Origin of the sequence: Mycolicibacter heraklionensis (assembly GCF_019645815.1) — a bacterium.
In the GTDB taxonomy this organism is placed as follows: Bacteria; Actinomycetota; Actinomycetes; order Mycobacteriales; family Mycobacteriaceae; genus Mycobacterium; species Mycobacterium heraklionense.
In genome coordinates, this window is sequence record NZ_CP080997.1 from 2306032 (window position 1) to 2317989 (window position 11958).

14 protein-coding genes are annotated in these 11958 nt (G+C 67.8%); 7 read left to right on the forward strand and 7 right to left on the reverse strand.

Annotation, left to right across the window (positions count from 1 at the left end; all coding sequences use genetic code 11):
• Nucleotides 1-42: 42 nt before the first annotated feature.
• Together K3U94_RS10785 and K3U94_RS10790 are read right to left on the reverse strand one after the other, a co-directional pair.
• The gene (locus K3U94_RS10785; protein ID WP_047320858.1) at nt 43-1062 is read right to left on the reverse strand and encodes a DNA topoisomerase IB; all 1020 of its coding nucleotides are present in this window, start codon (nt 1060-1062) and stop codon (nt 43-45) included.
• Between the two features lie 51 nt (nt 1063-1113).
• Entirely contained in the window at nt 1114-1425 is a 312-nt protein-coding gene (locus K3U94_RS10790) for a DUF732 domain-containing protein (RefSeq protein WP_220696468.1), read from the reverse strand.
• A 120-nt stretch (nt 1426-1545) separates the two neighbouring features.
• Here K3U94_RS10790 and K3U94_RS10795 point away from each other — a divergent pair, with 120 nt between their 5' ends.
• Nucleotides 1546-1941 carry a hypothetical protein gene (locus tag K3U94_RS10795; protein WP_047320860.1) on the forward strand — a complete coding sequence of 132 codons (396 nt, stop codon included), beginning with the start codon at nt 1546-1548 and terminating at the stop codon, nt 1939-1941.
• Between the two features lie 6 nt (nt 1942-1947).
• Here the strand turns inward: K3U94_RS10795 and K3U94_RS10800 are convergent, their stop codons facing one another.
• On the reverse strand, nt 1948-3603 hold the full coding sequence (locus K3U94_RS10800) for a ribonuclease H-like domain-containing protein (protein WP_220696469.1): 1656 nt from the start codon (nt 3601-3603) through the stop codon (nt 1948-1950).
• A gap of 21 nt (nt 3604-3624) precedes the next feature.
• Nucleotides 3625-4203 carry a diacylglycerol-binding protein gene (locus K3U94_RS10805; RefSeq protein WP_230987543.1) on the reverse strand — a complete coding sequence of 193 codons (579 nt, stop codon included), beginning with the start codon at nt 4201-4203 and terminating at the stop codon, nt 3625-3627.
• 22 nt (nt 4204-4225) lie between these two features.
• On the opposite strand from K3U94_RS10805, the gene K3U94_RS10810 reads away from it, so the two are divergent.
• Nucleotides 4226-4816, forward strand: coding sequence for a class I SAM-dependent methyltransferase (locus K3U94_RS10810; protein ID WP_220696471.1), 591 nt, complete (start codon nt 4226-4228; stop codon nt 4814-4816).
• On the opposite strand, the gene K3U94_RS10815 is transcribed toward K3U94_RS10810, so the two are convergent.
• Nucleotides 4813-5463: a C40 family peptidase gene (locus tag K3U94_RS10815; RefSeq protein ID WP_230987544.1), complete on the reverse strand. Its 651-nt coding sequence runs from the start codon at nt 5461-5463 to the stop codon at nt 4813-4815. The genes K3U94_RS10810 and K3U94_RS10815 overlap by 4 nt on opposite strands.
• 326 nt (nt 5464-5789) lie before the next feature.
• A complete protein-coding gene (locus K3U94_RS10820; RefSeq protein WP_220696472.1) occupies nt 5790-6965 on the reverse strand; it encodes an acyl-CoA dehydrogenase family protein in 1176 nt (391 codons plus the stop codon).
• A gap of 102 nt (nt 6966-7067) precedes the next feature.
• On the opposite strand from K3U94_RS10820, the gene fabG reads away from it, so the two are divergent.
• From fabG to K3U94_RS10845, 5 genes are read left to right on the forward strand one after another with little or no spacing between them, the layout of a single operon-like run.
• Nucleotides 7068-7805, forward strand: coding sequence for a 3-oxoacyl-ACP reductase FabG (fabG, locus tag K3U94_RS10825; RefSeq protein WP_220696473.1), 738 nt, complete (start codon nt 7068-7070; stop codon nt 7803-7805).
• Nucleotides 7802-9019 carry an acetyl-CoA C-acetyltransferase gene (locus K3U94_RS10830; RefSeq protein WP_220696474.1) on the forward strand — a complete coding sequence of 406 codons (1218 nt, stop codon included), beginning with the start codon at nt 7802-7804 and terminating at the stop codon, nt 9017-9019. Before fabG ends, K3U94_RS10830 begins: the two co-directional genes overlap by 4 nt.
• On the forward strand, nt 9020-10213 hold the full coding sequence (locus K3U94_RS10835; RefSeq protein WP_220696475.1) for an acyl-CoA dehydrogenase family protein: 1194 nt from the start codon (nt 9020-9022) through the stop codon (nt 10211-10213).
• A 4-nt stretch (nt 10214-10217) separates the two neighbouring features.
• Nucleotides 10218-10940 (forward strand): GntR family transcriptional regulator, encoded by a 723-nt coding sequence (locus tag K3U94_RS10840; protein WP_220696476.1) that lies wholly within the window; start codon nt 10218-10220, stop codon nt 10938-10940.
• A gap of 14 nt (nt 10941-10954) precedes the next feature.
• The gene (locus K3U94_RS10845) at nt 10955-11518 is read left to right on the forward strand and encodes a hypothetical protein (protein ID WP_220696477.1); all 564 of its coding nucleotides are present in this window, start codon (nt 10955-10957) and stop codon (nt 11516-11518) included.
• Between the two features lie 19 nt (nt 11519-11537).
• Here K3U94_RS10845 and K3U94_RS10850 read toward each other — a convergent pair whose 3' ends face one another.
• Nucleotides 11538-11933, reverse strand: a complete 396-nt coding sequence (locus tag K3U94_RS10850; RefSeq protein ID WP_220696478.1) for a hypothetical protein — start codon at nt 11931-11933, stop codon at nt 11538-11540.
• Nucleotides 11934-11958: the final 25 nt, after the last annotated feature.

Sequence of the window (11958 nt, forward strand, 5' to 3'; positions counted from 1 at the left end):
GTTCAGCGGCCCGCACCGGCCGTGACTCCGATGTGCCCGGCGCTAACGCCCCGCTCGGTCGATGCGTCTGATCAACCGAGCGGTGGCGGCTTCGGCGGCGAGTCGGCGCGCGGACTCCTTGCCGCGGCCCTTGGCCCGGCGCAGAGCCGAGCGGATGGTGATGCCCCGTTCGTAGGCCTCCACCACGCGCGGGTCGACATAGGAACTGCGGGCGACCGCCGGGGTGTTGCCCAGTTCCTCGGCGACGCAGCGCATGACTGCAGCGACCTCCCGACGGCGGACGGTTTTAGAGGTCGGCTCGTTCGCGGCGGCGAAGCTCTCGGCCGCCAGCACGGTGCCATGCCAGGTGCGCAGGTCCTTGACGCTGAACTGCTCATCGGTCAGCTCCCGGAACCGCTCGTTGAGGTCGTCGGCTCGGACCTCGCACCAGCCGTCGGAGGTGCGGTACACCAGCAGCCGCGGAAGGTCGGTCGGCGCGCGCAACAGTGCTCGCACCGCGCGCACCACCAGGGGATCGTCGACGGAAACGGTGCGCCGCACGCCGCTTTTGGCCGGATAGTCGAAGTCCACGCAACCGTTGCGCATCCTGACGTGGTCACGCAGCAGGGTCGCCAGCCCGAAACTGCCGTTTTCCTGGGCGTACTCCTCGCCACCGGCCCGGAAATAGCCCCGGTCGATGAGCTGCTGGGCGACTGCGAGCACCCGATCGCGTTTTAGGCCGCGACCGCGCAAGTCGGCGAGTACATCGGCGCGCCAGTCCGGCAGCAGGCGGGCCAGGGTCAGAACCCGGTCGTACTTCTCCTCGGATCGTTCGGCCTGCCACTGCGGGTGATACAGATACTGACGACGTCCGGCGGCGTCTTCCCCGACGGCCTGGATGTGCCCGTTGGGATAAGGGCAGATCCACACCTTTCGCCACGCCGGTGGGATGGCCAGCGTCTTGATCCGGGCGAGCGCCTCCGGATCGTCGACCGGGCGTTGCCCGTCGGTGTAGGAAAAGCCGCGGCCCCGACCGATACGGCGCAACCCGGGGCCAGCGGTATTGCTTCTGCGCAGCCTCACGGCACCGAATTACCCGCATCTGGACCGGCCGACACCCAGCGTTGGCAGCGCTTACGCCCCCGGGCACAACTCCTGGCGCGCCGCCTCGGCGATCAGCGCGAACTGCGGCCACGCCGGGTAGTGCGGCTGCTGGATCTCGACGGTCCGGCCCACATGCAGGTTCTCGCAGATCATGTGCCCGAGCGCGCGCACGCTGGACTCCGAGATCGGTTCGTCATTCGCGTAGCGGGCGGTGTAGCCGTGGGTATTGAGGTATTTCATGAAGCTGGCTTCGTCGGCGTGCGCCGGCGCGGCCCCGACCAGAGCTCCCATCGCGACACCGGCGACGGCCAAGGGTGCGGTGACCCGGGCTGACCAACTCATACCCGCGATGCTACGACGGGTGCAGGGAAAGCGGCGCCGCGGTCCGGTCAGACCCGGCAAGTCCCCCCGAGCGACTTCGTGTTGCTGCTAGCGTCAGCGGCGAGGAGAAAGGCGCTGGACGTGAAATCAACCGCACTCGCGGCGACGCTGGCCGCAGGTGTGCTGGCCGGGCTGATCGGTGCCGCGTCATCCGCCCAGGCCGATCCGCTCAATCCTCGTGATCCCGACTACTGCGGCAACAGCCCCGACATCCTGTTGTGCAACGAGCAGAAGTCGACGTACCCGAGTCCGGCTGAGATGGCCTACCTCAACGCCATCCGCGGGAAGTTCCCGCCCGGCAGCGAGGCCCGCCGGTTGGCCGCCGGACGGACCGCGTGCCTGGAGTTCCCGAAGCATCCGACCAGCCTCATCGTCGAGCAGGTCTCCGTGTACCTGCAGATCTCGAAGCCCACCGCCGGTGAGGTGGTCGAGTCGGCCCGCACCAATATCTGCCCGACGGTGAAGACGCTGGGCTGAGCCGGTTCAGCGGCGGTACGCGCGCAATCCGTCGCGGATCGCAGCTTGCGCCGCCACGTCACATTCGTTGTAGCTCAGACACCACTGCCGGGCGGCGTCGGCGTGCGGTCCGTTGCCCCGGGCCGTTTCGATGGCGCCCTGGGAGGCCAGGCCCCCGGCGTCGTCGACCTCCCAGCGGAAGCCGAAGAAGCCGGCAACCTGTTTGATCGATGATGAGGTGCGGGCGAAAAACGTCGCGTCGAACCACTTTCGCAGGTCATAGGTGAGTCCGTCGAGCGCCTGCTCCACCTCGGCGAACCTGCGCGTGCTGGTGATCTCGGGGTGGTGCCAATGGAAGACCTGAAGCGACTTGCCCTCCCGCGCGGCGTGGCTTCGTAATTGCTGCATCCGAGAGGCGAACTCGGCGGCCAGTTCGGCCTCGGCGGCCTCGTCGAGTGGATCGAACGAGACCACGGGCCGATAGCGGGCAGTGGTGTCGTCCTGGCCGTCGCGGATACGCAGACCCCACTGATAGATCCGGCCGTGATCATCCCACTCGATGTCGAAGTCGACCTCGATGTCGGCGGACGGAACGGTCGGTGAGGCGGGTTCGTGCGTCTCGAAATCAATTCCGGTGCAACTCATCCGGGCTCGTCGGACCGCGTTGGCAAGCCGGTCTTGCGGCATTTTCGTGCCGACGGACTGAAGGCGGAACGCCTCGACGTGTGCGTCCACGTCGACGGCGGCCAACTGCGCGACGCTCAACACCGCGCCGTCGCCGCAGTGTCGATACAGGTACTGCCACTCCCGGACAGTGAGGTGGCCGGTCTCGAGCGCGAACGACGCGTCGTCGTCGCCGACCACGGTGGCGCAATAGTCGAACCACGCGCAGGTGGCGCAGTCGCTGATGCGGTAGGGCCGCACCAGTTCTCGTCCGGCGGCTGCTGCCCGCGCGACGTCGAGTCGGAAGGCGAACTCATGGTCGTAGCGCTGCAGGGCCGAGCGGGACTTGCGGCGTTTTGGATCGCTGGCCGAATACGTGACGATGTTCTCGGCTTCCAGGTCATACCAGGTGATACCGAGGCTCTCGCCGAGAAGATCGGTGAGGTCGGAGCTGCCGATGATGCCGCCGCGGTTCACCCCGCAGTGAAAACCCAACTCCTGCAACATCCGGGTGTAGTGCGCCAGCTGCATGACGTCGTCACGCCAGCGCGCGCCGTGATCACTGTAGCCCGGATGGGACAGCCACCGATCCGGTGCGGACAGCGTCGAGATCTTCACGTCCGCGCGTTTCGCGGAGGCCACCGTGCGGTGGTTCTTGATGTCGACGGGCAGGTAGCCGTCCTGGTGTCTGATCAACACGTCGGGAAGTCCCCTGCGGCCGTGGACATCCGGCAGGCGCCCGCCGGAGATCACCGCGACACCGGCAGTCATCGCGGCGACGGTGCGCCGCTGACGTTCGGCCCGGCTGAGGTCGGCGTCGAGGAGCAGCAGTCGCTCCGAATCGCCGTAGCGTGCCCGGAGCTCGTCAAGAACGCGTTCCTCGAATTCGATTCCGGCAGTGCGCAGCGACTCCAAGTCCGGGCGCGGCGGCGCCGGCTCCGGGGTTCCCGGGGCGAACTCATTGTGGGTGACGCGGGCACACTGCTTTGCCGGGTAGCCGCCCAGCGTGACCGGTGCCATCGCGTCCTTCCCCGAGTGGCTCTACTCCGCCGACCGCTCGACGCCGGCGGCGACTTCACCGATCAGGGCCGCGACCACCCCGAACGCGAAGTACAGCGGCACCAGCCACGGCGCCACCCCGAACAACCCGTCCGAGCCGGGGGCGTAGCGGAAGTGTCCCGCCGCGGCGATCCCGATCTCGACGACGGGACCGATGGCCGCGATCAGCACACCGCAGACAATCGCCGGACGATCACCCAAGGCGCAGAAGGTGATCGCGGCGAACGCACAGATCAGCGTCGTAAGGGGAACCACCGGCGACGCATGCAACATCGCGGTGACGACGTAGCTGCCCAGGACCGCAGCCAGACCAGCCACCCCCTGACGCACGGTGACCGTTGCCCTCGGGGCCGGGAGAAGCAGTCGCAGTTCCGCCAGGAAGACCGTCGCGGATCCGACCAGAATCGGGAAATACAGCGGACTGTTCCAGATGAAGAGCACGACGTGCGCTGCCGGCAGGTATTCGGTGGTGCCGGTGATCACGTGCGAGTGGTCACCGATCAGACCGGCCGCTCCGCCGAGGACGAACAGCAACAGTGCGATCGAGGGGCGTAATTTCACCCTCGCAGTATCGTCCATTCCGATGAGCGTCGAGGACCGCACCCGCTGGGATGCGAAATACGCAGGCCGCTCCGTTCCGGCGCCGGACACGGTCGGACCGGCCGCGGTGTTTGCGCCCTTCGTCGACGCGTTTCCGGCCGCGGGCTATGCGCTCGATATCGCCTGCGGTCAGGGCGCAGCGGCAGTCTGGCTGGCCCAGCGGGGCCTGCAGGTGAGCGGGTTCGACGTCTCGCCGGTCGCCATCGAGCAGGCGCGGGGGCTCGCTCAGCGCAGCGGTGTCGGCGACCGGTGCCGATTCGACGTCGTGGACCTCGATGACGGCCTGCCGGGCGGGCCACCAGCCGACGTCGTCTACTGCGCCCGGTTCCGCGACCGTCGGCTCGACGCACCGATGGTGCAGCGGCTGGCCCCGGGCGGACTGCTGGCGGTCACCGCGCTGAGCCAGGTCGGTGCCACCCCCGGACGGTTCCGGGCTGCGCCCGGGGAACTGCGCACGGTGTTCGCCGGCCTCGAGGTGATCGCCGAGGGCGAGGCGGACGGAATGGCGTGGCTGCTGGGGCGACGCCGCCGGAAGGCGACGGCGCCGTCAGCACACGAGGACGGACGAGGCTAGGCCGGCGCCGGGGCCTCGCGGTCACTGGGCTCGGGGCCGGGCTCGGCCGGGCCCTGGTCGAGCGGCAAAGCATCCATCGGCGGCGCCTCGCCAGGCGGTACGTCCATCGGCGCCTCGACGGGGGCGTCGGCCGGGGGTGCCTCAAACGGCGGAGCCGCTATGGGCGCCGCGGCCAGCTCGACGGCCATGGGCTCGGCCATCGGCTCAGCGGCGGGTTCGGGGCCCGGCTCCACCATGGCGGCAAACTCCACCACCGGGGCGTCCGGGACAGGTGCTTCCTCCATGGGCAGGTACATGTGGTGGGTGAACTGCGGCTGGTAGGCGCCGCCGCCACCGATCTTCACGCCGCCGGGCTCACCGCTGGCCACCGGCGTGCCGTCGGGCAGGGTCACCGCGGTGTGATGGCTGTTCCAGCCCACCACCAGAGCGTTGGGGGCGGTGCCGTATTTGAACCCGCGGGCCAGCAGTGCCGACTCCTCGTTGGCGGTGTGGAACCGGCCGCTGAAGGCCGGTCGGCCGCTGGCGACGTTGGACACCCACGAGGCCAAACCCGAGCAATCCGTACCGGCGGGGGTGTTCCCACCAACGATGTACGGAGTGCCCGAAACCTGCTGGATGAGCGCCATCAGTGCTTCTAGACCAAACATGACCAGGCACATTAACCATGGATAACTGCACTCACCAAAATCTGTGGCGCCCATCACGTTTAGCATTCATGTTGTCAAACATAACGTCGGAACGAAAAACGCCAGGTAGATCGGTGAAAATCCACGGAGCGGGCTGGTCTATTTACGTAAGTGCTGGTAGATGACCCGTATGTGTTTGTTGAGCGTGGCCTCAAAGGTCACAAATTCGCATTATTGGGATGAAATTGCCTGATCAATGGGTGCATTGCATGTGACCCCTGCAGCCGGTATCAGCGAAAATGGCGCCGTAAGTGACGTGCCATTCTCCAGGCCGGAAGTGATGCTGCTTACAGTCCACGCTTCGCGTTTTTGATCAGATTCGACCCGATGATCAGCCGCTGAATCTCACTGGTGCCCTCGTAGAGCCGCAGAAGTCGGACATCGCGGTAGATGCGCTCCACCGGCACGCCACGGATGTATCCACTGCCGCCGTGGATCTGCACCGCCAGGTCGGCGACCTTGCCGGCCATCTCGGTGCAGAAGACCTTGGCCGCCGACGGAGCGATCCGCCGATCTTCGTTGCTCACCCACTTGCGGGCGGCATCGCGGACCAGCGCCTGGCCGGCCAGCACGCCGGTTTGCTGATCGGCGAGCATCGCCTGCACCAGCTGGAAGTCGCCGATGATGCTGCCGCCCTGGGTGGCGGTGGCGGCATAGTTCACCGATTCATCCAGCGCGCGCTGCGCGGCGCCCACCGCCAGCGCCGCAATGTGGATGCGGCCGCGGGCCAACGACGTCATCGCCGCCCGGTAGCCGATGTCCTCATTGCCCCCGACCAGGGCGGCGGCGGGCAGTCGCACGTGCGAGAAGGTGACATCGGCCGTCCAGGCGCCTTCCTGGCCCATCTTGGCGTCCTTGGCGCCGACTTCGACCCCGTCGGTATCGGCCGGTACCAGAAACACTGCGATACCGGCGCCCCGCTCGTCGGCCGGCCGGGTGCGGGCGAACACCACGAACAGGTCGGCCAGCGGGGCGTTGGTGATGAATCGCTTCTGACCGTCCAGTACCCAGGTGTCGCCGTCACGGACGGCCTTGGTGCGCAGACCCGCGGGATTGGAGCCCGCCCCGGGCTCGGTGAGGGCGAAGGAGGCGACCGCTCCGGAGGCGATGGGCTCGAGCCAGCGCTCCTTCTGTTCGTCGGTGCCGAACCCCACCAGCACCTGGCCGGCGATGCCGTTGTTGGTGCCGAACATCGACCGCACCGACGGGCAGGTGTAGCCCAGTTCCATGGCCAGTTCGACGTCCTGGGCCAGATTCAGGCCCAGCCCGCCCCATTCCTGGGGGATCGCGTAGCCGAACAGGCCCAGGTCCTTGGCGGCCTGCCGCAGGTCGTCGGGCACGCGATCGGTGTCGAGGATCTCCTGTTCGCGCGGGAGGACCATCGTCCGGACGAACCGGCGGGTCTGGGACAGGATGTCGGCGAAGACGTCGTCTTCAACGGACGAGACGGATGTGGTCGTCATGGCACGGCCCCTTTCGGCACTGGCCGCCAAATCATATATGAAATATGATATGCCGGACCACGGGTGGGCAGGGCATCACGACATGTAGAGGACGGTTTCGGCGTGGCATTACTCAACGGGCAGACGGCGGTCATCACCGGCGGGGCGCAGGGGCTCGGCTTCGCGATCGCGCAGCGCTTCGTCGCCGAGGGCGCCCGGGTGGTGCTGGGCGATCTGAACTCTGAGGCGACCGAGGCCGCGGCTGCGCGCCTCGGCGCCGACGTGGCGGTGGCGGTACGCACCGACGTCACCAATTCCGCCGACGTCGACGCACTGGTGGCAGCCGCCGTCGAGCGGTTCGGTGGTCTGGACATCATGGTCAACAACGCCGGCATCACCCGCGACGCCACCATGCGCAAGATGACCGAAGACGATTTCGACCAGGTGATCGCGGTCCACCTGAAAGGCACCTGGAACGGTCTGCGCGCGGCCGCGGCGATCATGCGCGAACGCAAGCGCGGCGCGATCGTCAACATGTCCTCTATATCGGGCAAGGTCGGCATGGTCGGGCAGACCAACTATTCAGCCGCCAAGGCCGGCATCGTGGGCATGACCAAGGCCGCCAGCAAGGAGCTGGCCTACCTCGGTGTCCGCGTCAACGCGATCCAGCCCGGGCTGATCCGCTCGGCGATGACCGAGGCCATGCCGCAGCGGATCTGGGATTCGAAGGTCGCCGAGGTACCGATGGGCCGGGCCGGCGAGCCCGACGAGGTGGCGACGGTCGCGCTGTTCCTGGCGTCCGACATGTCCTCTTATATGACGGGCACCGTGCTCGAGGTGACCGGCGGTCGCCACCTATGACCCTGCGCGAGGCGGTGATCTGCGAACCGGTTCGGACCCCCATCGGCCGCTACGGCGGCATGTTCAAGTCGCTGACCGCCGTCGAACTCGGCGTCGCCGCACTGACCGGGCTGCTGGAGCGCACCGGCCTGCCCGCCGATGCCATCGACGACGTGGTGCTGGGGCACTGCTATCCCAGCAGCGAAGCACCGGCGATCGGGCGGGTGGTCGCCCTGGACTCCGGCCTTCCGGTGACGGTGCCGGGCATGCAGGTCGACCGGCGGTGCGGATCGGGGTTGCAGGCGGTGATCCAGGCCTGCCTGCAGGTCGGCAGTGGCGCGCACGAGGTGGTGATCGCCGGCGGTGCCGAGAGCATGAGCAATGTGGCGTTCTACTCCACCGACATGCGCTGGGGCGCAGGCCGCGACGGAGTACGGGTGCACGACGGCCTGGCACGCGGCCGGACCACTGCCGGTGGGCAATACCACCCGGTGCCCGGCGGCATGTTGGAGACCGCGGAGAACCTGCGCCGCCACTACCAGATCTCCCGCGCCGAGCAGGACGAGCTTGCGGTCACCTCGCATCAGCGCGCGGTGGCGGCCCAGCGCAGCGGTGTGCTCGCCGACGAGATCGTCGGTGTCACCGTGCGCTCCCGCACCGGCGAGCAGCGGATCGACACCGACGAGCATCCCCGCGCCGACACCTCGGTGGAGTCGCTGGCCAAACTGAAACCGGTTCTGGGCAAAAGCGATCCCGACGCCACCGTGACCGCCGGCAACTCCAGCGGCCAGAACGACGCGGCCTCGATGTGCGTGGTGACCACCCGGGACAAGGCGCAGCAACTGGGCCTGACTCCGCTGGTGCGGCTGGTCTCCTGGGGCCTGGCCGGAGTCAAGCCCGAAGTCATGGGCATCGGCCCGGTGCCGGCCACCGATATCGCCCTGGCCAAGGCCGGCCTCACGCTCGCCGACATCGACCTGATCGAGCTCAACGAGGCCTTTGCCGCTCAGGCGCTGGCGGTCATGGCGGAGTGGCGATTCGGCGCCGCGGACCGGGACCGGACCAACGTGCACGGTTCCGGAATCTCGCTGGGCCATCCGGTGGGCGCGACCGGCGGCCGGATGCTGGCGACGCTGGCGCGGGAGCTGAACCGTCGCCAGGAGCGCTACGGACTGGAAACCATGTGCATCGGGGGCGGCCAGGGCTTGGCCGCCGTGTTCGAGAGGGTGGCGTAAATGACGAAGCTGTGCCAGACGTTGGGGCTGACCGAGAGCCAGACCGAGATCATCGCGGCGGTAAGGGCTTTCGTCGACAAAGAGGTCATCCCGCACGCCGCCGAATTCGAGCGTGCCGACGCCTACCCGCAACAGATCGTTGACGGCATGCGGCAGTTGGGCCTGTTCGGCTTGATGATTCCGGAGGCCTACGGCGGGCTGGGCGAGTCCTTGCTCACCTACGCGTTGTGCGTCGAGGAGCTCGCGCGCGGCTGGATGAGCATCTCGGGGGTGATCAACACCCATTTCATCGTCGCCTACATGCTGCGCCAGCACGGCACCGACGAGCAGAAACAGCGCTACCTGCCGGCGATGGCGACCGGCGATGTGCGCGGGGCGTTTTCGATGTCCGAACCCGAGCTGGGCTCCGACGTCGCCGCCATCCGCACCCGGGCCACCCCCACCGGAGACGGTGACTACCTCATCAACGGCCAGAAGATGTGGCTGACCAACGGCGCCACCTCGAGCCTGGTGGCGGTGCTGGTCCACACCGATGAGGGAGCGGACACCCCGCACCGCAACATGACGGCGTTCCTGGTCGAAAAGCCCACCGGATTCGGTGAAGTCGTCACGGGGCTGACCATCCCCGGCAAGCTCGACAAGCTCGGATACAAGGGCATCGACACCACCGAGATGATCTTCGACGACTATCGGGCCAGCGCCGCCGACATCCTGGGCGGCACCACCGGCCGCGGCTTCTACCAGATGATGGACGGCATCGAGGTCGGCCGGGTCAACGTCGCGGCACGCGCCTGCGGGGTGGGCATCCGTGCTTTCGAGCTGGCAGCCCGATACGCCCAGCAGCGCAGCACCTTCGGCAAGCCGATCGCCGAGCACCAGGCCGTCGCGTTCGGGCTCGCCGAGATGGCGACCAAGGTGGAGGCCGCACACCTGATGGTCGTCAACGCGGCTCGGTTGAAGGATTCCGGCGAACGCAACGACCTCGCGGCAGGTATGGCGAAATACCTGGCCAGCGAGTACTGCAACGAGATCACCCAGCAGAGCTTCCGAATCCACGGCGGCTACGGCTACTCGAAGGAATACGAGATCGAGCGCCTGATGCGCGACGCGCCGTTCCTGTTGATCGGCGAGGGAACCAGCGAGATCCAGAAGCAGATCATCAGCAAGCGCCTGCTGGCCGACTACCGCATCTGAAATCATGTCTGCCCCCGACTTCAGCACCCGGCCGCAGTTGTCGGAAGCCGTCGCGCGTTTCGTGCGCCAGCGGATCTTCGACGGCGGTTACGCCGCGGGGGAGTACGTCCGATTGGACCAGCTGGCAACGGAATTGGGCATCAGCGTCACCCCGGTGCGGGAGGCATTGTTCGAGTTGCGTGCTGAAGGCCTGCTCGACCAGCAGCCGCACCGCGGGTTCGTCGTGTTGCCGGTGACCAAGCGGGATCTGGCCGATGTCGCCGAGGTCCAGGCGTTCGTGGGCGGCGAGCTGGCGGCACGGGCCGCCGCCGGCATCACCGAGGAGCAGTTGAGCGAGCTGAATGAGATTCAGTCCCGGCTGGAGCAGGCCTACGCCGGAGACGACGAAGAGCGGACCGTGCGGCTCAACCACGATTTCCATCGAGCGATCAATGTGGCCGCCGCCTCACCCAAGCTGGCCCAAATGATGTCGCAGATAACCCGGTACGCGCCCGAGGCCGTTTTCCCAGGGATCGCCGGGTGGCCGGAGCGGTCCATGCAGGATCATCGGCGGGTGCTCGCCGCGCTGGCGGCACGCGATCAGGCGCTGGCCCGCACCGCGATGGCCGAACACTTGGCGGCCGGCGTGATGCCGCTGATCGAGCATCTGACCGATCGCGGCGTGGTGGAGTCCGAAGACGACTGCGTGGCGCGGGCCGATCAGCGCCCGGCGGCGACGGGGACGTGAGAACGTATCAACCTATGCAGAACCACACTTACCTGACTTACGAAGAGTTCGGGCGGAAGTTCTTCGAGATCGCGGTCACCGAAGAACGAGTGGCAGCTGCGTTCGCCGACATCGCCGGTGACGAGTTCGAGATGCCCACCATGCGGCAGGGGCCGGGCGGCATCGCCAAGGTCACCGCGAAGGTGCGGGTCCAACAGCCCCGGGTGGCACGTGGCCTGGGCGACCTGCTGACGTTCGCGATCCACATTCCGTTGGAGATCGACCTGCTCATCGACTTGCGCCTGGACAAGCAACGGTTCACGGTGGCCGGCGACATCGCCCTGCGCGCCACCGCGCGCGCCGCCGAACCACTGCTGCTGATCATCGACGTGCCTAAACCGCGGTCCTCCGACATCACCGTCGAGGTGTCGTCGACGTCCATCCGTGGCGAGCTGCTGCGAATCTTCGCCGGCGTCGACGGGGAGATCCGCCGATTCATCGCGCACTACGTGGCGGCCGAGATCGACAGTCCGCAGTCCCAGCGGGCGCAGATCATCGACGTGGCCGAGCAGCTGGACTCCGCCTGGACCGGAATCTGACCACGCGCCCGTGCGATCCCTAGGGGTAGGGGATTGCGGGGATGGCCGGAATCGCCGGGATGGCGGGAATCGCCGGGATTGCCGGAATCGCGGGAACTGCCGGGACGGCGGGCGCAGACGGGGCCCGAGGTACCGCCGGAGCCGCCGGTGCCTGTTTGGCAGTGGGTTCGACCACCGGAGCAGCACTGGTGAGCGGGGCATCCGGCAGCGCAGTCGGGCCGGGTTCGGACTCGCTGCCGCCGCTGTCGGCCGGCGGGCTCGGCGCCAACGGCGCTGCGGGTGCCTCGGTGACTTCGCCGTAGGTGTCTTCCTCGGACTCGCTGTCGCAGCCGCCGCAGGCGGTCGCCACCGCACCCACGGCCAGTCCGACCACCACCACCGACAGGACTGACTTCCCGATACCGCGACCGCGCATGGATTCTCCCCGTTGTTCCGTTGCC